Annotated in this window: 24 protein-coding genes; 10 read left to right on the forward strand and 14 right to left on the reverse strand. The window is 45.4% G+C overall.

Translation table 11 applies throughout. From position 1 onward, the window contains the following. Positions 1–59: 59 nt before the first annotated feature. Positions 60–1,439, reverse strand: a complete 1,380-nt coding sequence (gene cpxA / locus ACED45_RS04570) for an envelope stress sensor histidine kinase CpxA (RefSeq protein WP_285953292.1) — start codon at positions 1,437–1,439, stop codon at positions 60–62. Continuing rightward, positions 1,439–2,128, reverse strand: coding sequence for a response regulator (locus ACED45_RS04575; protein WP_146492413.1), 690 nt, complete (start codon positions 2,126–2,128; stop codon positions 1,439–1,441). The genes cpxA and ACED45_RS04575 overlap by 1 nt, the downstream gene beginning before the upstream one ends. Positions 2,129–2,306: 178 nt before the next feature. Between ACED45_RS04575 and ACED45_RS04580 the strand changes: the two genes are divergently transcribed. The 3 genes from ACED45_RS04580 (at position 2,307) to pfkA (ending at position 5,166) form a co-directional block, all read left to right on the forward strand. Beyond that, positions 2,307–2,816 carry a CpxP family protein gene (locus tag ACED45_RS04580; RefSeq protein WP_371713384.1) on the forward strand — a complete coding sequence of 170 codons (510 nt, stop codon included), beginning with the start codon at positions 2,307–2,309 and terminating at the stop codon, positions 2,814–2,816. A 163-nt stretch (positions 2,817–2,979) separates the two neighbouring features. Continuing rightward, positions 2,980–3,888 (forward strand): CDF family cation-efflux transporter FieF, encoded by a 909-nt coding sequence (gene fieF / locus ACED45_RS04585; RefSeq protein WP_210446822.1) that lies wholly within the window; start codon positions 2,980–2,982, stop codon positions 3,886–3,888. 315 nt (positions 3,889–4,203) lie between these two features. Beyond that, positions 4,204–5,166: a 6-phosphofructokinase gene (pfkA, locus tag ACED45_RS04590; protein WP_017061160.1), complete on the forward strand. Its 963-nt coding sequence runs from the start codon at positions 4,204–4,206 to the stop codon at positions 5,164–5,166. Between the two features lie 151 nt (positions 5,167–5,317). Here pfkA and tpiA read toward each other — a convergent pair whose 3' ends face one another. Beyond that, a complete protein-coding gene (gene tpiA / locus ACED45_RS04595) occupies positions 5,318–6,088 on the reverse strand; it encodes a triose-phosphate isomerase (RefSeq protein WP_146492416.1) in 771 nt (256 codons plus the stop codon). 249 nt (positions 6,089–6,337) lie between these two features. Here tpiA and ACED45_RS04600 point away from each other — a divergent pair, with 249 nt between their 5' ends. Both ACED45_RS04600 and ACED45_RS04605 read left to right on the forward strand, forming a co-directional pair. Next, positions 6,338–6,685, forward strand: a complete 348-nt coding sequence (locus tag ACED45_RS04600) for a 5-carboxymethyl-2-hydroxymuconate Delta-isomerase (protein ID WP_017061157.1) — start codon at positions 6,338–6,340, stop codon at positions 6,683–6,685. Between the two features lie 63 nt (positions 6,686–6,748). Next, positions 6,749–7,171, forward strand: coding sequence for a DUF805 domain-containing protein (locus tag ACED45_RS04605; RefSeq protein WP_008219645.1), 423 nt, complete (start codon positions 6,749–6,751; stop codon positions 7,169–7,171). A gap of 66 nt (positions 7,172–7,237) precedes the next feature. On the opposite strand, the gene ACED45_RS04610 is transcribed toward ACED45_RS04605, so the two are convergent. Both ACED45_RS04610 and ACED45_RS04615 read right to left on the reverse strand, forming a co-directional pair. After that, positions 7,238–7,585, reverse strand: a complete 348-nt coding sequence (locus tag ACED45_RS04610; protein WP_371713385.1) for a DUF3135 domain-containing protein — start codon at positions 7,583–7,585, stop codon at positions 7,238–7,240. Positions 7,586–7,707: 122 nt separating this feature from the next. Further along, positions 7,708–8,328: a helix-turn-helix transcriptional regulator gene (locus ACED45_RS04615; protein ID WP_371713386.1), complete on the reverse strand. Its 621-nt coding sequence runs from the start codon at positions 8,326–8,328 to the stop codon at positions 7,708–7,710. 182 nt (positions 8,329–8,510) lie between these two features. On the opposite strand from ACED45_RS04615, the gene ACED45_RS04620 reads away from it, so the two are divergent. Both ACED45_RS04620 and ACED45_RS04625 read left to right on the forward strand, forming a co-directional pair. Further along, complete coding sequence (locus tag ACED45_RS04620; protein WP_371713387.1) at positions 8,511–9,158, forward strand: AcfA family outer membrane beta-barrel protein; 648 nt, start codon at positions 8,511–8,513, stop codon at positions 9,156–9,158. A gap of 18 nt (positions 9,159–9,176) precedes the next feature. Beyond that, entirely contained in the window at positions 9,177–9,512 is a 336-nt protein-coding gene (locus ACED45_RS04625; RefSeq protein WP_371713388.1) for a NirD/YgiW/YdeI family stress tolerance protein, read from the forward strand. Between the two features lie 113 nt (positions 9,513–9,625). On the opposite strand, the gene glpX is transcribed toward ACED45_RS04625, so the two are convergent. Continuing rightward, positions 9,626–10,633: a class II fructose-bisphosphatase gene (gene glpX / locus ACED45_RS04630; RefSeq protein ID WP_210443034.1), complete on the reverse strand. Its 1,008-nt coding sequence runs from the start codon at positions 10,631–10,633 to the stop codon at positions 9,626–9,628. A gap of 324 nt (positions 10,634–10,957) precedes the next feature. Between glpX and zapB the strand changes: the two genes are divergently transcribed. After that, on the forward strand, positions 10,958–11,200 hold the full coding sequence (zapB, locus tag ACED45_RS04635) for a cell division protein ZapB (RefSeq protein WP_008219652.1): 243 nt from the start codon (positions 10,958–10,960) through the stop codon (positions 11,198–11,200). 93 nt (positions 11,201–11,293) lie between these two features. Here zapB and rraA read toward each other — a convergent pair whose 3' ends face one another. From rraA to priA, 7 genes are all read right to left on the reverse strand, one after another. Next, a complete protein-coding gene (gene rraA / locus ACED45_RS04640; protein ID WP_017071322.1) occupies positions 11,294–11,812 on the reverse strand; it encodes a ribonuclease E activity regulator RraA in 519 nt (172 codons plus the stop codon). 73 nt (positions 11,813–11,885) lie between these two features. Next, a complete protein-coding gene (locus ACED45_RS04645; protein ID WP_371713389.1) occupies positions 11,886–12,803 on the reverse strand; it encodes a 1,4-dihydroxy-2-naphthoate polyprenyltransferase in 918 nt (305 codons plus the stop codon). Between the two features lie 155 nt (positions 12,804–12,958). Then, entirely contained in the window at positions 12,959–14,299 is a 1,341-nt protein-coding gene (gene hslU / locus ACED45_RS04650; RefSeq protein ID WP_048605412.1) for an HslU--HslV peptidase ATPase subunit, read from the reverse strand. 58 nt (positions 14,300–14,357) lie between these two features. Further along, positions 14,358–14,906: an ATP-dependent protease subunit HslV gene (gene hslV, locus ACED45_RS04655; RefSeq protein ID WP_004729692.1), complete on the reverse strand. Its 549-nt coding sequence runs from the start codon at positions 14,904–14,906 to the stop codon at positions 14,358–14,360. 223 nt (positions 14,907–15,129) lie between these two features. Continuing rightward, entirely contained in the window at positions 15,130–15,669 is a 540-nt protein-coding gene (locus ACED45_RS04660; RefSeq protein ID WP_029405385.1) for an SPOR domain-containing protein, read from the reverse strand. 122 nt (positions 15,670–15,791) lie between these two features. After that, on the reverse strand, positions 15,792–16,796 hold the full coding sequence (gene cytR, locus ACED45_RS04665; RefSeq protein ID WP_048659182.1) for a DNA-binding transcriptional regulator CytR: 1,005 nt from the start codon (positions 16,794–16,796) through the stop codon (positions 15,792–15,794). A 240-nt stretch (positions 16,797–17,036) separates the two neighbouring features. Further along, positions 17,037–19,238: a primosomal protein N' gene (gene priA / locus ACED45_RS04670; RefSeq protein ID WP_371713390.1), complete on the reverse strand. Its 2,202-nt coding sequence runs from the start codon at positions 19,236–19,238 to the stop codon at positions 17,037–17,039. A gap of 331 nt (positions 19,239–19,569) precedes the next feature. Here priA and rpmE point away from each other — a divergent pair, with 331 nt between their 5' ends. Both rpmE and ACED45_RS04680 read left to right on the forward strand, forming a co-directional pair. After that, a complete protein-coding gene (rpmE, locus tag ACED45_RS04675; protein WP_004737142.1) occupies positions 19,570–19,788 on the forward strand; it encodes a 50S ribosomal protein L31 in 219 nt (72 codons plus the stop codon). A 333-nt stretch (positions 19,789–20,121) separates the two neighbouring features. Next, complete coding sequence (locus tag ACED45_RS04680; RefSeq protein WP_371713391.1) at positions 20,122–21,429, forward strand: malic enzyme-like NAD(P)-binding protein; 1,308 nt, start codon at positions 20,122–20,124, stop codon at positions 21,427–21,429. A 165-nt stretch (positions 21,430–21,594) separates the two neighbouring features. On the opposite strand, the gene metJ is transcribed toward ACED45_RS04680, so the two are convergent. Continuing rightward, complete coding sequence (gene metJ / locus ACED45_RS04685; protein ID WP_004415993.1) at positions 21,595–21,915, reverse strand: met regulon transcriptional regulator MetJ; 321 nt, start codon at positions 21,913–21,915, stop codon at positions 21,595–21,597. Between the last annotated feature and the right edge of the window lie 169 nt (positions 21,916–22,084).

A 22,084-nucleotide genomic window follows, 5' to 3' on the forward strand; every position in this document is an offset into this window, starting at 1 on the left:
TAGAGGATTTACCATAATGATAATAACAATCATTATCAACTATGATCTTTGTAGGGATATTACACCGGTAAGATAGGTAGGGTGATTTCGAGTTGTAATCCGCCTAACGTGCTGCGGCTTGCAGTGATGGTTCCGCTGTGTTGACGAATTGCACTCTCAGTAATGGTTAACCCAAGTCCAGTACCGCCTGAGTTACGATCACGAGCAGTGGAAACTCGATAGAAAGGCCTGAAGATAGAATCCAGTTCATCCTCTGGTACACCATCACCATTATCATTGACGCAAATTGTTAGCTGATCCTGAACCACATGGAATTGCACATCCACTTGGTCTTTGCCGTAGTAGATCGCATTGCGTGTAATGTTGTCTAGCGCGCTCATCAGCAGCTTAGGGTTACCCGAAATAGAACGCTCAGGGATCTCTGAGAACGTCAGTTGTTTGCCCATCTGTTCGGCTTCAAACTGTGCGTCTTTTAAGATCTCTTCCCATAGACTCGAGATAGGCTGAACCTCACGAGTAATGTGGCTGTCGACTTGCATACGAGATAACGTCAGTAGCTCACTGATCATCTGTTCAAGACGTTGTGCTTCGGTATCAATACGTTCAAGTTCTTGGCTCTCACCTTGTTTACGAATTGCCAGCGCATTCGCCATGCGCAGACGAGTCAGTGGTGAGCGGAGCTCGTGTGATATATCAGAGAGTAGTCGCTGTTGCCCCGAAATCATCTGGTTTACCGCTTCGACCATTTGGTTAAAGCTTTCACCCGCTTGTCTGAATTCAGAGGTACCTTTTTCAAGTGTTGGGTCGACCTCAAACTGGCCTTTCGCTACACGTTGCGCAGCGCGTTCTAGCCTGCGAGCTGGTTGACTCAGTGCCCAAGCTAGCCAAAGTAATAGCGGAGTACTCGCTAACATGACAGCAAGCAATAGCTGTAAAGGTCTATCAAACAGGCGTAACAAGAATGGCGGTGGTTGATTCCATTTCACTCCGGCATACATCAACAACTCTTCACCTGCCAGTTTGATCGGTACTGGACCGGCCACCATGTAATGTCCGTAGAGCTTTTGTTTCGGCACTTCAGGGTTCTCAATTGAGGTCACAAAGTTGCGAATTGCCTTCAACTTGTAGTCTGAATGTCTCTTAGAGGTAAGGACGGCTCCTTCAAGGTCGGTTAAGTAGATGCGAGCTCGTGAGTCCTTGCGGCTACGTGGTGCCTCAAGTTGGAATACAATTTTGCCCAGATTCGGTTCTTTGGCGTAGCGTTTCTCTGTGAATTTAGCGATACGCTCTAATTTATTGAGATGATCCGCGGGTACATCGCGTGCTACACGCGGGTCTAAATGGGGAAGCGACAGTACCGACAAAAGCACCAGTAACATGGTGAACCAAAAGATAGCAAAGATACGTCCATATAAGCTGGTGATTTTAGGTATACGCATTAATCTTCCTCTACCAATAAGTAACCACGGCCACGCAAGGTCTTGATGCGAGGTTTGGCGTCACTGCGTTCAGGAATTTTTTTACGCAGGTTGGATATGTGCATGTCTATCGCACGGTCAAATGCTGCTAGTCTTTTACCGAGCACATCTAAACTCAACGTTTCCTTGGTGATCACTTGCCCCGGGTTCTGGATTAGGTGGCTCAGCAGGGCGAACTCGGTAGTGGTGAGGTCGATAAGCTGGCCATTACAATAAGCTTCTTGTTTGCCAGGGAATACCTCGATGTCTTGATATTGAACCTTATCGCTGGTGGTTTTAGGTGCCGCAGTGGTCTGCGTTCGGCGCAAGATAGCTCGAATACGCGCTAACAATTCGCGGTCACTGAAAGGCTTAGGTAGGTAATCATCCGCGCCAAGTTCAAGGCCAATCACACGGTCGATCTCTTCGCCTTTTGCGGTCAGCATGAGCACGGGTGTTTCCCAATTTTCTCTCAGCTTCTTTAGTGTTTCCATGCCATTAAGACGCGGCATCATCACATCCAAAAGAATCAAATCAATCTCATCATTGATCGCCTCGAGCCCCGCGTAGCCATCATTGGCTTCGGAAACAGTGAAGCCCTCAAAGCTCAGAATGTCTTTGAGTAAGCTGGTTAACTCGGTGTCGTCATCAATAAGAAGAATGTTCGCCATTGGGAAGCCTTAATCATTTAGTTAGGTTAATAATACTGCTAATTATTCGTCAACTTTCACTCTTTACGATTCTTTACGCTTTCTAAACGTCACTTTACGAGGGAAAGACTAATCTATATTCAAGCGCTGAGAAACAGACGCAACACATGACTTATTATACCGAATTGAGGCAACAATTATGAAAATGACTAAGAAACTTGTACTAGCAGCTGCGGTACTTCCACTTATCTTTGGTACAGCAAGCGCGTATGCTTACGGTGGTGGTGATAAAGGCGACCACAAAGGTATGCACGGCAAATGTGGCGGCTTCGATAAGAAAGTGATGCGTCAGCTAGACCTAACGGATGCTCAAAAAGCAGAACTAAAAGAGATGCGTGAAGCGAATCGCGCTGAGATGAAAGCAAAACATTCAGGCAATAAAGCTGACAAGATGGCGCAAATGAAAGCGCATCACGAGAAAGTTCAAGCATTGGTACTTGCAGACAACTTTGACGAAGCGGCAGCAAACGACCTAGCAAGCCAAATGGTTGAGAAGCAAACTGAGCGTCGCGTAGCAATGCTTAAGAAACAACATCAAATGATGAGCGTACTAACACCTGAGCAAAAGACTCAACTGAAAGAAATCCAGCAAGAGCGCATGGCGAAGTGCGCGGACAAAATGGAAAAGCATATGAACAAAAATCAGTAATTCATGGTTTGAAAAACCTAGTTGAATGAAGGTGTTTGCAAAGAAGCGGCTGTGTGCCGCTTTTTTTGATCCTTAAAAATGAATATTTTACATCATGGCTGTCATATTCAATCGGTTGTTTGCGGGTTATACTTTGTGCTATCAGTCACTTTATAGCCAATTTATGAAACAAAAATATGCACGTTTAGTTACGCTCGCCGCTTGGGCAGCCACCATCATTGCTACCATATTATTGGTTGTGAAGGTTGCAGCGTGGTGGGTGACAGGTTCAGTCAGTTTATTAGCTTCTGTTGTTGATTCACTGTTGGATATCGCTGCTTCTGTAGTCAACCTCGTCGTTGTTCGCTACTCTCTGCAACCCGCTGATAAAGAGCATACCTTTGGCCATGGTAAGGCTGAATCTCTTGCCGCATTAGCACAAGCGATGTTTATTTCTGGTTCCGCTTGTTTCCTTATTCTTAATGGTATAGAGCGTTTCTTCCGACCACATGAGCTGAATTCTCCAGAAGTTGGTATTTATGTCAGCTTGTTCGCGATTGTAATGACCTTTGGTTTGGTTCGATTCCAAAAGTACGTTGTGAGCCAAACAGGTAGCCAGGCGATAGCTGCCGATTCTCTTCATTATCAGTCTGATCTTTATATGAATGCGGCGATCATGCTGGCATTGGCACTTAGTTGGTTTGGCATCGGTCAAGCAGACTCAGTATTCGCGATTGGTATCGGTATCTACATTCTTTACAGCGCTTATCAAATGGCGATGGAGGCGATTCAATCTCTGCTTGATAGGAAGTTGCCTGATGAAGAGCTCAAGCTAATTAAAGAGACATCGTTGAGTGTGGAAGGGGTATTGGGTGTGCATCAACTAAGAACGCGCCGTTCAGGGCCTGTTCGGTTCATTCAATTACATTTAGAACTCGAAGATAATATCCCACTTATTGAAGCGCACCGCATTTCTGACGAAGTAGAAGACAAGCTTATCTCTGTTTTCCCTGATGCTGATGTATTAATTCATCAAGATCCATACTCGGTCGTATTTGGACCAGAGAAGCAGCAGAAATCCCACTCATGGTAAGCGTGCTAAAAAATGGGTAGCAAATGGTAAGTGAGTGGCTTTTGAACTAAAGTGAGTAAAAATTGCTAGCTCTTTGGTGAGACAAAATACAGCTGATAACAATTAATGTTGATTCTGATGTGAATCAACAAAGTTATTGAGTAAAACTGTAATACTCTTACAGAAGTAGAAATGTTACATAAATTTACGCGATTTAAGTGCTATTCCCTTTGAGGAAATGTAACATAAAGCACAAATACAGATTTAAAATCTTGTTGATATACAGTCAGCAAGCAAAAGAATTGAATAATAGATTCCCAAAAATCGAGGGTGAGCATGATTAAGAAGATCGGTGTTTTGACCAGTGGTGGTGACGCTCCAGGCATGAACGCAGCAGTTCGCGGCGTAGTTCGTACTGCACTATCAGTTGGCATTGAAGTTTACGGCATTTACGATGGCTACCAAGGCCTTGTTGAAGATCGTATCGAAAAGCTTGACCGTTCAAGCGTATCTGACGTAATCAACCGTGGTGGTACTTTCTTAGGTTCTGCACGTTTCCCTGAGTTCAAAGACGTCGCTGTTCGTGAGAAAGGCATCGAGAACCTTAAGAAGCACGGTATCGAAGCACTAGTTGTTATCGGTGGTGACGGCTCTTACATGGGTGCTAAGAAACTGACTGAAATGGGTTACCCATGTATCGGTCTTCCAGGCACAATCGATAACGATATCGCGGGTACTGACTACACAATCGGCTACCTAACAGCGCTTAACACTGTTATCGATTCAATTGACCGTCTACGTGACACGTCTTCTTCTCACCAACGTATTTCTATTGTTGAAATCATGGGCCGTCACTGTGGTGACCTTACGCTTATGTCAGCAATCGCGGGTGGTTGTGAGTACATCATTACTCCAGAGACTGGCCTAGATAAAGAACAGCTTATCAGCAACATCCAAGATGGTATTGCTAAAGGTAAGAAGCACGCAATCATCGCTCTAACTGAGCTAATGATGGATGCGAACGAACTGGCTAAAGAGATCGAATCTTCAACTGGTCGTGAAACTCGTGCAACGGTTCTTGGTCACATCCAACGTGGTGGTCGTCCTACTGCATTTGACCGTGTACTGGCTTCTCGCATGGGTAACTACGCTGTTCACCTTCTTCAAGAAGGCCACGGTGGTCGTTGTGTTGGTATCGAGAAAGAAGAACTTGTTCACCACGACATTATCGATTGTATCGAGAACATGCAGAACCCAGACCGTTCTGAGCTATTCCGCGTTGCAGAAGAGTTGTTCTAAGCCACGCTTAGCGTTCGCTTGAAAATATTTAAAAACCGCTGATTTATCAGCGGTTTTTTTGTGCCTGCCGTTTGAGGTTTCAAAAACTACAGGCAATAAAAAAGGCCAACCTAAGTTGACCTTTCATCTAATCTAAACGGTGACGTTTAAATTAAGCTTTTGCTTCAGCTGCTGCTTTAGCGATAGCTGCGAAGCTTTTCGCGTCTAGAGCTGCACCGCCAACTAGAGCACCGTCGATGTCTGGTTGTGCGAAGTAAGCTGCTGCGTTTTCTGGCTTAACAGAACCGCCGTATTGGATAACAACTTTCTTAGCAACTTCTTCAGATTTCTCTGCGATGTGTGCACGGATTTGAGCGTGGATGCGTTGTGCATCTTCAGCTGTAGCTGCTTTACCAGTACCGATAGCCCAGATTGGTTCGTAAGCGATGATAGCGCCTTCAAGAGCTTCAACACCTTGAGTGTTGATAACAGCGTCAAGTTGACGAGCACATACTGCAACAGTTTCGCCTGCTTCGTTTTGTGCTTCAGATTCACCGATACAAAGAACTGGAGTTAGGCCGTTTTCTTTTAGGAATGCGAATTTCTTAGCTACGAACTCGTCTGATTCGTTGTGGTATTCACGACGCTCAGAGTGACCGATGATGATGTGAGATGCGCCGAACTCTTTAAGCATTGCTGGAGACATGTCGCCAGTGAATGCACCGCTGTTGTTTAGGTCAGAGTTTTGAGCACCTAGGATGATCGCGCTACCAGCTTCAGTAAGCGTACGCTCAGCAAGATCAACGAAAAGTGCTGGTGGAGCAACTGCTACGTCTACGCCTGTTACGCCTTCAAGTTCAGCGTTAAGACCGTTTAGTAGTTCAACAACCATTTCTTTGCTGCCGTTTAGTTTCCAGTTACCCATAACTACAGGATGACGCATAGGAATATCTCCAAAGTATTTAAATAAATCGAATGTAAAAAAGTAAACTTTATTACGAAATAATATAACAGAATAATATCAACAGATCATGACTGTGGTCATGACTTTCTTGGATCTTACTCAATGGTCAGAGTAGATTTTGAGCATATATCAGTGATCCGGCAGACAGAATAATAGCTAACTTCTCGGATTTTTCACCGTTAGTTGCTATTAAGGGACAAACGATTGCGTTAACAACAGGAAGTAACAATGCCGAATCTAGTTCTTGAGTACTCCAATTCAGTGGATGAGCGAGTAAATATCCAAGGCTTACTGGAAGATCTCCATCAAGTCGCTCTCACATGTGGCTTGTTTGATGTGCCGTCAGTGAAGTCTCGTTCACTGCGTTGCCATAATTGGTTGGTCGGTGATGAGGAAGATAGTGTAGACTTTATTCATATCAGCTTTGAGTTACTTTCGGGACGAACGGAAGAGCAAAAGCGAGAATTGTCACGATCGTTAATGCAGATCCTGCAAGAACAAGCGAGTCATGTTCGAAGCCTAACGGTTAATATTCGCGATATGGACAAAAGTTGTTTTCAGAAAGTGATTAACTGATTCGTGTAATAAAGTATTTGCTGCTAACTTTTTGGTAGTGTATTAATTTTTGAGTATTTTTAGATGTCGATGAAAGATTTACTGCTCTCTTTCAAAGGGAGAATTGGTCGTAAGACTTACTGGATGTGGAACATTTTCTACTATGTCGCGATCACCGGTTTTGCGTCTGGGATTTCGGTACTGTTTCCTGCCTACTCCTATATTTTACTGCCAATCTTCTTGTTGCTACTCGTAATCCCAGACTTAGCGGTGACCGCTAAGCGTTGGCATGACCGTAACAAGTCTAACTACTGGTTACTACTGAATGTACCGCTAGTATTAGGGCGTTTAGCTTCGCCTGTCGCGGCAACATCGGCGGACTCGGTATCACCAATGCACATGGTGGCAACGGTTGCAGCATTAGTGTGTGGTTTATGGATTTTGATTGAATGTGGTTTGTTGAAAGGTACAGAAGGCCGCAACGATTACGGTGAAGATCCAGTATAAGAGTTTTCAGCAGTTAATATAAAGGGAGCATCAGGCTCCCTTTTTTGTTTTCTGGAAATGTCAGATCTAATACATTTTTGGTTCAGTGTTAGGTCTGAATGGAACCACATTTTCAGGCTGAGGCTCTTCTAAGGTACAGCGTCCTTGGATTGCGTCTTGGAACTTGCAAACCTGACAGCGTAGCTCTTGCATTAGCACTACATTGACGTGGTGAGGGTTTTTACAACGGCTGACGACTAAATCGAGATGGCTTTGCTGAGCTCGAAGTCTGCCTTGCATACTTTCAGAAGCGGAGCAGATCATCTGCTCGCACATCTCGTGTTTGAATTGGTTGAATGCTTTAGGATCGCTTTTTGCGAGTTGGACCAGTTCATCAAAGGGTGGCAGTTTTTGAGCGGGTTGCGGATATGCCATGATTCCTTCCTTAGCATTAAGCGTGTTTCATATGCTATAAGCTTAAGAAAGAAATTTGTACAAATTTTAATCTATTTATATTTTCTCAATATTGAGACATCATTAACCGCTTACCGTGATGATCAAAGCGTGGGTGTTAAGGTATAAGTACAGCGTCGCTCGCCAGCAATGATGTGCTCTGTACGGCTCACATGACACTCATCTTTGAGTAACTCAGTAAACACATTGAGCTCAGATTGGCACAGGCTAGGACAACGAGTCGCAGCCTTGCAGATAGGGCAGTGGTTCTCGATCAAGATGTAGTGATCGTCATGCTCTTGAAGTTCTGCCATGTAGCCTTCGTTTTCACGAAGTTGGGTGAGTTTTTTAAGTTTGCTGATGAGTGAGTCGCAATCAGACAGCGCAGTTTGATACTGTTTTAAGGTGTGCTGTTCACGCTCGGCAGCGACTTTAGCTAAGCCTTCTTTTCCGAATAGATTCTCTACGGCATCAATGACTTGAATCGTAAGTTCACCATGACGGTCTGAAAACTGACTATGGCCGTGCTGAGTAAGAGACCAGTGACGAGTCGGACGACCGACTTTCACTTTGACGTCATGAAACGCGAGAATGCCGTCATCTTCCAGGCTTTGCAGATGTTGCCTTGCACCCATTGTCGTCATGCCAAACTCTTCTGATAGCTGTTTGGCCGTTACTGCGCCTTGACGCTTAATGGTCTGTAAGATTTTGTCGCTTGTTTTCATACTATCCCTACCTCATGAACCTTACTATTATGAGGCAAGGTGTTTATAAAGCAAACCATTTACTATTTTGTCATTTTCTCTACGCTGTGTTTATAAATATCTGAGAATTTTCTTTTTCTTCACGATCACTTCACGAGCGTTTTCAGATAATGCCTCTATCGAAATAAAGAGGTAGAAATACAGTGAAAAAAACAATCCTAGTAGCCCTTGCCCTAAACTCATTTTCAGTTGCAGCTGCGCCTTATGTTGGTTTGGAATACGGATTTGGTTCGACAGACCACGATTTTGAAACGTCTTTTCACGCTGACGGTGTGAACCTTAACCCTGAACTAGAAGACGGTATTTTAGGTGGCTTCGTTGGTTACTCTATCAATGAATCATGGGCGATTGAGTTGGGTTACAGCCAATTTGAACTTGATGATGAGCGTTCAAAAAATATGGGTATTGTTGATATTGAAGGCCAGATGTATCAGCACGAAATGGAGTGGGACTCTTCAATCAAAGCCAAACAAATCACGCTTGCGCCGGTGTTTAGCTATGCCGTTAACGACAAATGGACAACGAAAATTAAGGCGGGCGTGACTTACACACAATATGAGTCTTCGGTACGTAAGTCAGAAGAGTTCGAGCTTGTGGTCAACGATGATGTCGAACTGAATAACACACTTTCCCATCGTTCAGAAAAAAATGATGAGCTTGGCGCTATGGTTTCGATTGGTGCGGAATACGAAATCACTGCTGGTTTCACTGTGGGTGCTAACGCCAAGTACCAACTGGATAGCTATGCTAATACCGCTTCACTGAATGTTAGTTCGACTTACTACTTTTAACGCTAGGGAATCATCATTATGAACAAACTACTTTTCACTATGACACTTGCTCTGATGTCGAGTTCGACAATGGCTGCGTTTAATGGCCCGAGCGCTCCGGCGGTGAGTAATGTTGAACAAGCTAAGAGCGCGGCAGATGATAGTTTTGTGGTGCTAACTGGCCATATTGTGCAATCTCTAGGAGGTGAGCTCTACTTGTTTAAAGACGCGAGTGGTGAGATTGAAGTGGAGATCGATCATGAGAGCTGGATGGGACAAGAGGTCTCGCCACAAGATACAGTGACTATCCGCGGTGAGGTTGACTCTGAGTGGACGACGACTCAGATTGATGTCGATATGATCCAAAAAATCTAATCGCTATTTGTTAAAAAATCCCCACTAACTCAGTTTATGGGGATTTTTGTATTAGCCGAAGAGGCGTTTGCACTCTTCAGGCTATTGTCTATTCGCTGTGAATCGGAGGTGGATTACAGGATGTGACCAACCACTTCTGGATCTTTACGCTCTAAGTAGTGGATTGATTTGATGCGGCGAATCGTGCGGCAGCGGCCACGGATAAGTAGCGTTTCTGTTGTGGCGATATTGCCTTGACGAGAAATGCCTTCTAGCAGGTCACCCTTAGTGATGCCCGTTGCTGAGAATACAACGTTGTCGCTGCGTGCCATGTCTTCCATCTTCAACACGATACCCGCCGTTACGCCCATTTCTGCGCAGCGCTCAAGTTCAAGTTCACCGTGCTTACGGTTTTCTGCTGTGTCGCCTTTCACTTCGTGACGAGGTAGAAGACGACCGTGCATATCACCATCAAGTGCGCGAATTACCGCGGCAGAAACCACACCTTCAGGTGCGCCGCCGATGCAGTACATGACGTCCACTTCGCTGTCTGGCATACACGTTAAGATAGAAGCCGCAACATCACCGTCTGGCACAGCGAATACACGAACGCCCATAGCTTGCATGTCGGCGATGACTTGATCGTGACGAGGCTTTGCCAGTGTGGTTACGACTAGAGTATCGAGTGTTTTACCTAGTGCTTTCGCAATGTTTTCTAGGTTTTCTGTTAGTGGTAGTTCTAGGTCAATCACGCCTTTAGCACCTGGGCCTACAACCAACTTCTCCATGTACATATCAGGCGCTTTAAGGAAGCTGCCTTTTTCGCCTGCAGCCAATACAGCCAATGCATTTGATTGGCCCATAGCTGTCATGCGTGTCCCTTCAATTGGATCAACTGCGATGTCGACAGCGTCGCCGCCTACACCTACGTTTTCGCCGATGTACAGCATAGGTGCATCATCGATTTCACCTTCGCCGATAACAATCTCGCCGCTAATTTCGGTTTTGTTTAATAGGCTACGCATTACTTCTACAGCAGCGCCATCTGCAGCGTTTTTATCGCCACGGCCAAGCCACTTGTAACCAGCTAGTGCTGCACCTTCTGTGACACGAGAGAATGACATTGCTAAATCGCGTTTCATGCGGACTCCAAAATTTTCAAAGGGGGAATAGAAATTTCGCGGCGAATTTTACCATATCCAAAAGGAAACGTTTGCCTTTTTGTTTTTTGGAGATTGCTCTCGATCAATTCGCAGTGGAAAACAGTTATTATTCATCAAAATAATCGGTTTGCCGTTGTGGCGATAATCATTCACGTCAATATTCGGTAAAAAGCGCTGTTTTTTTCATCGAATGGCGCAAAATATCGAATATATTGAGTGTTTATCCTTGCTCTGCTGAGTAGAATGGGGAAATAAGTGGAGTGAACCTTCACCATCAAACGGATAACTTAAAGGTAGGCCAGAATGTCTTTTGAAGTACTAGAGCAGCTAGAAGCAAAAATTCAAACAGCAGTAGATACAATTGCACTTCTTCAAATGGAAGTGGAAGAGCTTAAAGAAGAGAAACAAGCACTAGCAACAGAAGCTGGTGAGCTTAAAGCAAGCCGTCACGAGCTAGAGCAAAAAACTCAGCAAATGCAGGAAGAGCATTCAGCATGGCAAGATCGCATCCGTAACCTTCTTGGTAAAATGGATGAAGTAGAGTAATCGACTCTTCAGGTTTAAAAAAACGCCCGCTACTCAGTAGCGGGCGTTTTTGTTTGTTCTTAATCTTTGTTTTATTATTCAAAGCTGAGTGAATTACTCGACCTCTTCTTCTTCAACATCCAGATCGAGTTCTACGTCCAAAGGTTCTGCTGAAAGAATGATGCCGGTGTTGTCTGCGTAGAGGTAATCTTCGGGTAAGAAGGTCACGCTGCCAAAGTTCACAGGAACGTCTAACTCACCGACACCCTCTTGGCTCGCACCTACAGGGATAGAAGCCAAGGCTTGGATGCCGAGGTTCATGTCTTCAAGCTCATCGACTTCACGAACGCAGCCGTAAACTACAATCCCTTCCCACTCATTGTCTTCGGCAAGTAAGGCAATTTCAGCATCGATCAGCGCTTTGCGTAGTGATCCGCCACCATCGATTAACAGTACACGCCCTAGACCATCTTGTTCTAATACGGAGCGAATTAAAGCGTTATCTTCAAAACACTTTAATGTCGTGATCTGTCCTGCGAAGGATGCACGTCCACCGAAGTTGCTGAACATTGGCTCCACGACATCAACTTGATCCAAATATATGTCGCACAGTGCTGAAGTGTTGTATTCCATTCGTATACCTTTTGAACAATGAGCTTACTTTGAGTATATCGGTGCTTGATCCCTTTGCAATGATTAGTCTCAATTAACTCAATAGAGTTTGAGCTACGACAACCCCTGCAAACAATAGGTTAGTCACCAATGAACATTTCACAATCACAGGCATCATTGGTGCGATCTGTGCTGGTTTTTCGGTTTCCCAAACAGCCTTACCATGCTTATAAACGATAATAATGCTCAGTAAAAACGGCAGACTGATCCAGGCCGGTTTGTCTTGAATAAGTAGGTAGATAGCGAAAGACGCAAGGGCGAGGCCAAGCAGTGCAAAATGATAGTGCTTGGCTTTGCGCTGTCCTAGGCGAACCGCCATGGTGCGCTTACCGCATTCGCTGTCGTTTTCGATATCACGCATGTTGTTGATATTGAGTACCGCCACCGCCATCAGTCCGCAGCCTAAAGCAGGCAAAAACAGGCTTGGTTCAACATGGCCAGTGTGTAAGAAGTAAGTCCCTGAAACACCTAACAAACCGAAGAAGATAAACACCGATAAGTCACCAAGGCCAATATAGCCATAAGGTTTGTTACCGACGGTGTAAGCGATGGCAGCAACAATGGCTAATATGCCTAACGCAATGAAAGATAAGATACTTTCAATCGAGGTTAAGGCATGAAAAATAAGAATCAGCCCAGCGACCATAGTAAACACGATGTTGAGGATGATCGCTTGCTTCATGGTTTTCGCTGTTACCGCGCCAGATTGCATGGCACGTGTAGGCCCCAGACGGTTTTCGTTGTCTGTGCCTTTTATGGCGTCGCCATAGTCATTGGCGAGGTTCGATAGAATCTGTAATAGGGTGGCGGTTAAAAAAGCCAGTAATGCTATTGATAAAGAAAACTGACCACCGGCGAACGCTAAACTACTTCCTGTAAGAATAGAGACAAGTGCGAGAGGCAGAGTTTTTGGTCGTGCGGCATCAAGCCAAATCAGTAGAGATTGTTTCATCGTAGGTCTAATTCTTTGTAAGTCTTCGTTTCATACTGTGATTTGAGTATACGCCCATTTTTCGGGTAATAAAAAGCCCACTCGAAAGTGGGCCTTGAATTCGCTTATTAGCTGCTATTTCTTTGAGATAGAGCAATAAGTTGGAGTTTGGTGTGCTACAGGATGAAGCGACTTAAGTCTTCGTCTTCTACGAACTCACCAAGTTTCGACGTTACGTAAGCTTCATCAATAACAAGCTTGCTGCCAGCTTTGTCTGTTGCTTCGAATGAAATTTCATCCATTAGACGCTCCATTACCGTGTGTAGACGACGCGCACCGATGTTCTCAGTGGTTTCGTTTACGCGCCATGCTGCGTCCGCAATCTGGTTGATGCCATCTTCAGTGAACTCAATGCTCACATCTTCTGTTTTCATTAGGGCAATGTATTGCTCTGTTAGAGATGCTTTTGGTTCAGTCAGGATGCGTTTGAAGTCATGCGCTGATAGTGCTTCAAGTTCTACGCGGATTGGTAGACGACCTTGTAGCTCAGGGATCAGATCAGATGGCTTAGCCACTTGGAATGCGCCTGATGTGATAAACAAGATGTGGTCAGTTTTAACCATGCCGTGCTTGGTTGATACTGTGCTGCCTTCGATAAGAGGCAGTAGGTCACGCTGAACACCTTCGCGAGATACGTCTGGGCCTGAGCTGTCGCCACGCTTACAGATTTTGTCGATCTCATCGATGAATACGATGCCGTTGTTTTCAGCGTTGAAGATCGCGTTCTCTTTTAGCTCTTCTTGGTTCACAAGCTTTGAAGCTTCTTCTTCCGTCAGTGCTTTGAATGCGTCTTTGATTTTCATCTTACGCTTTTTCTTGGTGTCGCCTGCTAGGTTTTGGAACATGCCTTGCAGCTGGTTTGTCATCTCTTCCATGCCTGGAGGTGACATGATTTCAACGCCCATTTGCGGCGCGGCTACATCAACTTCGATCTCTTTGTCGTCTAGCTTACCTTCACGCAGTTTCTTGCGGAAAATCTGGCGAGTGTTTGAAGAGGTGGTGTCTTCTGTTGATTGCTCGTTCTGACCCCAAGCATCACGTGCTGGTGGTAGAAGGGCATCAAGAATGCGTTCTTCAGCTTGTTCTTCAGCGCGGTACTGTACTTTTTCCATCGCTTGTTGGTGTGTCATCTTGATTGCAACGTCCGTTAGATCACGGATGATTGTCTCAACTTCTTTACCAACGTAGCCAACTTCGGTGAACTTAGTCGCTTCTACCTTGATGAAAGGCGCGTTTGCTAATTTCGCTAGGCGGCGAGCAATTTCAGTTTTACCGACACCTGTTGGGCCAATCATTAGGATGTTCTTTGGTGATACTTCAACACGCAGGCTTTCTTCAAGCTGCATACGACGCCAGCGGTTACGCAGAGCGATAGCTACTGAACGCTTAGCGTTGTCTTGGCCGATAATGTGGCGATTGAGTTCGTGAACAATTTCGCGAGGAGTCATCTCAGACATGGTTTTTCCTTAATTCTTTAATCACTGTTGAATACAACGTTATTGATGGAAGCGGTCGTTACTCTGGCTTTGGCAGCTCAACGGTGCTTTCTAGTTCTTCAATAGTGTGGTGATGGTTGGTGAAGACACAGATGTCGCCCGCAATGTTCAGCGACTTTTCTGCGATTTCACGCGCATCTAAATCAGTATTTTCTAATAGTGCAGTAGCTGCTGCTTGAGCGAAGTTACCGCCCGAACCGATCGCAATCAGGTCGTTCTCAGGTTGAACGACGTCACCGTTACCTGTGATGATCAGTGAAGCGGTCTCATCCGCTACTGCTAACAGTGCTTCTAACTTACGTAGAGCACGGTCGCTACGCCAATCCTTCGCCAGCTCAACGGCAGCTTTGGTTAGGTGACCTTGGTGCATTTGCAGCTTGCTTTCAAATTTTTCGAATAGCGTGAAAGCATCAGCGGTACCGCCAGCAAAACCTGCCAGTACTTTGTTGTTGTATAGGCGACGTACTTTACGGGCATTGCCCTTCATTACAGTGTTGCCTAGAGATACTTGTCCATCACCCGCGATGACGACTTTATTATTACGACGTACAGATACAATGGTAGTCACGAGTAGGGCCTCTTAATATTTCTTATCTTTGGGTATAAAAAGTATATGAGGATGGCGCTCGGATAATTCAAGGAAGGGTGAGTGATGTCGTGCAAACTTATCGGCGGAAGTTGTAAGGAAATTTGGTTAAAGGGGAGGGGATAAAAGAAAACCTCCACAGTGGGAGGCTTTCAGTGTTTGGTTTTCGGCTTTTACTAAGACCGAGACTGCCGCTGAATCTAAATTACTCGGTGTCTTTCCAAATAGCACAAGGTTCGATTTTCGCTCGTTGCAGCTTATGGCGATCTCGCTCTGCGTCACGCTTCAACTTGTATGGACCTAGAACCACACGGTACCAGCTACTGCCATCTTTCTTGCGGATCTCACTCGAGATACCTTGGAAGGCAATATCCAACTTACGAGCTTCTGCCTGCGACGAGGTTTTGTAAGCGCCACACTGCATGATGTAAGGGATCTTCGAGATCTCTTGCTCTTTGGCTTTCACTTCGATTTCGCGGCTTGGCAGCGTTTCAACGTAGTCCCATTTCTCTTCAGGAGGCGGCGGAATCACTTTCGCTGGTTTTGGCTTAGGTTTTGGTTTGGTTACCACAGGAGCAGGTGCTGGCGGCTCAGGATCATTACTCAATAGGTAAAGTCCGTAACCAAAACCACCGGCAAGGAGGATCGCCAAAAGACCACTGCGCCAAGGTTTACGGCGAGGGGCTTGTTTTTTGGTCGGTTTTTTCGTACCACGACCGCGCTTTACATAATCTCTATTAGCCACAAGACATTTCAATAGTTGCTGATTCTGCCCTCATGGTAATCCAGATTGCGCGAGGATAATAGTGCAGAAATGGAAGCGGCACATCAAAATGTGCCGCAGATTTGTAAGGGTATTTTTGAAGGTTACATTCGAGGTGGTGCTGTACTGCCTCGAACCACTAATTTAGCTTCAAGTAGACGCGAACCTGCTTGCACATCGTTGCCTTTCAGTAGATCAAGCATCATCAACATCGCTTGGCGTCCAATCTCATAACGAGGTTGAGAAATGGTGGTTAGCGGAGGATCGCAGTATTGAGCGAATTGGATGTCATCAAAGCCGACAATCGATAGGTCTTGAGGAACGCGTAAGCCCAGCTTCTTCGCTTCTTGAATCGCGCCAATGGCCATCGCGTCGTTATGACAGAAGATAGCTGTAGGCTGTTCAGGAAGTGCCAACAATTGACGAACCGCTTGAGCACCGGCTTCAAAAGTAAAGTCGCCGACGGTGCTATAGGCAGGGTTCATTGATACTCCAGCGCGACGCAGCGCTTGTTGATAGCCTTGTTGGCGGAACTTACACAGCGTTGCCGATACTGGCCCTGATATTTGAGCGATACGCTTATGACCTAACTGAGCTAAGTAGTTCACCGCTTCAAATGCAGAGGTCAGGTTATCGATGTGTACGGTAGGCAGTTCAAGCTCAGGGGCAAACTCACACGCCATCACCATTGGTGGTAAATTCTTTTGTTCAGATTTACTGACATCAAATGGATGGTCAGTGCCAAGCAATAGCATACCGTCAGCTTGTTTGGTGAAAACTAAGTTAACAAACGAAGACTCACGCTTCTTTTGTTGGCCGCTATCACCCAGTAAGACAAGGTAGTCATTTTCTACTGCGGCATCTTCGATACCACGAATGATCTCGGCGAAATAAGGGTCACAGATATCAGGAACGATAGTGATGATGGTTTTTGATTCGTTGCGACGTAAGTTTCTAGCTAATGTATTGGGTGAGTATCCAGCTTCAAGTACTGCTGTTTCCACTCGTTTACGAGTCGAAACTGAGACTTTCTCAGGGTTCATCAATGCACGTGATACCGTGGCTGTTGAGACGCCTGCTAGCTGGGCAACATCCTTCATTGTCGCCATAAATTAAACCCTCTTTTAAGTTCCTTTGTCGCCTAAGTATCTAAGGCGTGAATAATAAATGTAATCGAATAGATATTATGAAAGTGTTGCTAACACTTTTTTTATTGCAATATTTTATTCGTTTAATCCGTGTAAAGTTACGGCTAGATTAACAAAAATCACATGACTCGTGTGAACTTGCTCACGAGAAATATGAAATATTTGTGAACAAACTTATCATTAGTTTTAACCCGAAGGGGTTTAGCTCAGATCTTGCGGCTCTATGTCGAGTGACCAACGAACTTTTTTCGCAGCAGGTAACATATTGATGGCTGGCTTGGCACTCATCAATAGCTTCTGCATTAACGAGCGCATCTGAGTTTGTAAGATTAACTGCCAGCGCGATTTGCCCGCTCGTTTTGCTAACGGAGCCGGGGTTGGCCCTAACACCATGCAATATTGGTCAAACAGCGGGTGCGATTCCAATGTGTGACGAACCTGACGCAAGAACTCTTCCACCAAGCGAGTGTCATTGGCTTCTGCTCTAAACAGCGTCATAAAGGTATAGGGCGGTAACATTGCCTGCTTACGTTCTGCCAGCGCCGTCTGAGCAAAGTGGTTATAGTCTTTGTGTAGCAAGGCTTGCAACAACCCATGTTCTGGGTGGTGAGTCTGTAAGATCACTTCACCGGGTTTGCTTGCTCGTCCTGCGCGTCCCGCTACTTGGATGAATAGCTGGGCAAGACGTTCAGAGGCACGGAAGTCACTACTATATAAAGAGCCATCCACATCCAATAACGCCACAAGTGTCACGTCAGGGAAATGGTGACCCTTAGCAAGCATCTGCGTGCCGATAAGAATTTGGAATTCACCCTTACGAATCGACTCGAGTGCGCTTTCTAAGCTGCCTTTACGGCGGGTGCTGTCGCGGTCAATACGAATGGTTTTGTATTCAGGGAATAGTTGACCAAGTTGAGCTTCTAACTGCTCGGTCCCTACACCCACTGTCACTAAGTTTGCAGACCCACAGCCTTGGCAATTGTGCACGATATGCTGCTGAGAACCACAGTGGTGGCAGCGCATCTCATTGCTGTATTGGTGATAGGTGTAGTAAGCATCGCAACGTTTACACTCGGCTGTCCAACCACAATCGTGACACATCAATGCGGGAGAAAAACCTCGGCGATTGAGGAATAGCATCACTTGGTTGCCAGCTTTGAGGTGTCTTTGCATCTCTGCAATTAACGACGCAGACAAACCACTTTCTAGATATTCACCTTTAACGTCCAACACCTTATTGGTGGTCGGCAGTGCGACACCCGCACGTGAAGTCAGGGTGAGATAACTGTATTTGCCGATCTGAGCGTTGTGCAGCGTCTCAAAGGCCGGAGTCGCCGAGCCTAACACAACTGGAATCTGCGCTTTGTGCGCACGCATGATCGCCACATCACGAGCGTGGTAGCGCAGGCTATCTTGCTGTTTATAAGAGGCATCGTGTTCTTCATCGACAATGATAATACCTAGGTCAGCAAACGGCGTGAACAGAGCCGAACGGGTACCAATCACGATGCCCGCTATTTTATCGCGTGCCGATAACCAAGCATTCAGTCGCTCAGAATCGTTTAAACCCGAGTGGATAACCTCAACAGGCACATTAAAGCGTCGCTTAAAGCGGTTAATCGTTTGAGGGGTGAGGCCAATCTCAGGCACGAGTACTAACGCTTGTTTACCTTGATCGAGAATCGGCTTAATCATATTCAGGTAAACCTCGGTCTTACCTGAGCCAGTGACGCCTTCTAACAGGAAACAACCAAAGTCGGTTTGGCTATTTACGGTCGCAATCGCGATGGCTTGTTCAGCATTGAGCTTAGGTTTGTCTTGGTCGTTTTCAAGATCAACTGGCCACGGCTGACGCTTCGGCTTTTTCTCTACCGATTCAATCCAGCCTTTCTCTTCTAGTGTCTTGAGTACGGCGCTGCCAACTTCTTCATCAATGAACTTTTGATGAGGAACCGGGCCTTGCTCAAGCATGTGCATCACTTTGGCTTGTTTGACTGCGCGACCAAAACCTTGCATCAGTTGGTCTTTGCCTGATGGCGTTAACTGCCACTCAACCAGCGTTGCAAAGTCGGCGGCTTTGCCTTTTCTTAGAGCACTCGGAAGGGCGTTAGCAAAGGTTTCGCCAAGAGGGTACTGATAAAATTGACTGCACCACATTAAGAGTGAATAGACAGATTCCGGCCAAACAGGCTGATTGTCTAATAGGGCTTTAATGGGTTTGAGCTTATCGAGCTCGAATTCAGATTCGTTAACCAGAGCCGTTACAATACCGGTTAAGGTTTGTCGTCCAAAAGGCACAGAGACTCGTCCACCAATAATAGGAAATAGGTGGCTAGGAATCTTGTAATCGAACTGCTTGTCGAGTGGAACAGGCAGTGCCACGCGGGCAATCATTGGACGCATAAAGGGACGGCTTTATCTGAGTTGACGAGAGCGAACAGTCTAAAGGATAAGGCGGTTAAATTCGAGAAGCAGTTTGGATGAAGGCGGCGAGTTAACGTATACAGACAACGACAGCTCGAAATCTCAGGCCGATAAAGGAAATAAAGAGAGAATTGGTGAAAAATGTATCAAATCAGTTGATCCTGCCTTATAGATTCATTACTATACTGCGCCTTAAAGGTATGGCTTCATCACTCTTTTGTGTCGATGCGGTGTCTTTATTTCTTTTTTAAACTACGTGTGGTGTGCGGCTTAGAATCGTATAGCGACACGGCCTACTTGAGGTTATCCCATGAAAGCTGGAATCCACCCAGAATACAAAGCAGTTACTGCAACTTGTTCTTGCGGCAACACATTTGAGTTCAACTCAACTCTTGCAAAAGAATCTATCCACCTAGACGTATGTGACAAATGTCACCCGTTCTACACTGGTAAGCAACGTATCGTAGATACTGGCGGCCGTGTTGATCGCTTCAACAAGCGTTTCGGTGCTCTTTCTAGCAAGAAGTAATTCTCGCTATTTAGACATGAAAAAGGACACTTCGGTGTCCTTTTTTGTTGCCTGAAATTTGAGAAAGCACTGATTTTCATTCAAGCTTCAATCCCGCCCAACGATAAGGTGCCTACCTTTCTATTGCAGGGCAATTCCTTGCGTATCTCTCTTCACCAAAATTCAGCTCGAAAGTTCAACAAGCGACAGTAATTTCAACTGCTCACTGGTCTTATTAGTAGTGAAATCTCGTTTTTTAATGAGACAGAGGCTCCAACCACCTAGGAACTTTGAAGTACATCCATTAACATGAACAAGATCCCCCAAATAATAATATCCTAGGAACCTACACCTATGTCTGAAGACAGCAGCCAAGCTCAATCCTCTCAAGCGTTATCATCTGAAAAATCGTTATCGCCTCAAGAACAATTCCGTCAGCAAGCTCTTGATTACCATGAGTTCCCAATTCCTGGCAAAATTGCCGTAGAACTGACGAAGCCTGCAAACTCTGCAGAAGACCTAGCACTTGCATACAGCCCAGGTGTGGCTGAGCCTGTTCGCGAGATCGCACAGAACGTTGATAACGTCTATAAGTACACAGGTAAGGGCAACATGGTTGCTGTTATCTCTAACGGTACAGCGATTCTTGGCCTAGGTAACCTTGGCCCTATTGCTTCTAAACCTGTAATGGAAGGTAAAGCGCTACTGTTTAAGCGTTTTGCTGGTTTAGATTCTATCGATATTGAAGTAAAACACCGCACAATCGATGAGTTCGTTGATACGGTTGCGAATATCGCAGATACATTCGGCGGTATTAACCTGGAAGACATCAAAGCACCAGACTGTTTTGAGATTGAACGTCGCCTGATTGAGCGTTGTGATGTACCGGTATTCCACGATGACCAACACGGTACTGCGATTGTAACGGCAGCGGGTATGTTGAACGCGATCGAACTTCAAGGTAAGAAACTTGAAGAGTGTAAGATCGTTTGTTTAGGTGCTGGCGCAGCAGCGGTTGCATGTATGGAACTACTGATTAAGTGTGGCGCTCAGCGTGAGAAGATTTACATGCTTGACCGTAAAGGCGTGATTCACACTCGTCGTGATGATCTGAACGAATACAAAGAGCTATTCGCAAACAACACGGATAAGCGCACACTTGAAGATGTTATCGAAGGCGCTGACCTGTTCTTAGGTGTATCGGGTCCTAACCTACTGCCTGCTGAAGCACTAACGTTGATGGCTGATAAGCCAGTTGTGTTTGCATGTTCAAACCCAGATCCAGAGATCAAACCTGAGCTTGCACACGAAGTTCGTTCTGACCTTATCATGGGTACAGGCCGTAGTGATTACCCTAACCAAGTAAACAACGTACTTTGTTTCCCATTCATTTTCCGTGGTGCATTAGATGTGCGTGCAAGCGAAATCAATGACGAAATGAAGCTAGCGGCGGTTAAAGCGATTCGTGAACTGGCGAAAGAAGCAGTTCCAGCTGAAGTACTAGCAGCGGCGGGTGAGACCGCACTGGAATTTGGTAAAGGCTACATCATTCCTAAGCCAATGGACCCACGTCTACTTCCTCGCGTAGCACGAGCAGTTGCGGAAGCGGCTGTTGAATCTGGCGTAGCTCGTATCGAGATGCCTGCTAACTACATGGCGTAGTAGCTGCTGCTCTATTGAGAGAAAAGAATAATAAAAAACCGACTCATCTGGAGTCGGTTTTTTTATGTCTATCATTCGCAGCGTAGTCATAAAAACGCAATGCATAATGTGATAGATAGGGTCAGCTATAGCGAATCAATAATGAAGGCAGTGACTGAGTTGTTTTTATTCTTCGTCAAACGCTTCGAACTCGATACCCATTTCTGTCATCAGTTTTTTAACTTCAGCAGGGATATCGTCAGGACGATCTTTACGAAGGTCTTCATCCGTTGGTAGTGGTTGGCCTGTGTACGCATGTAGAAAGGCTTCGCACAGTAGCTCACTGTTTGTTGCATGGCGTAGGTTATTAATCTGGCGGCGAGTACGCTCATCAGTTAGAACCTTTAACACTTTTAGAGGGATAGAAACTGTAATTTTCTTTACTTGTTCGCTTTTCTTTCCATGCTCAGCATATGGGCTTATGTATTCACCATTCCAGTCGGCCATTGCGTACCTTCATCACTTTAGTTGTTAGAATAAATTAATAGTGGTGATTTTAGCGGGATTTACTGCCATAAGCAAAGACATATAGACGTCTAGAAGTGTTGACGTCTCACGTTTATGAAAGTAAAGTGAATAACATATATCTAACACAGCCGCAAAATGCCGACAAGCA

The sequence above is a fragment of the Vibrio crassostreae genome, assembly GCF_041439375.1.
Taxonomy (GTDB): Bacteria; Pseudomonadota; Gammaproteobacteria; order Enterobacterales; family Vibrionaceae; genus Vibrio; species Vibrio crassostreae_D.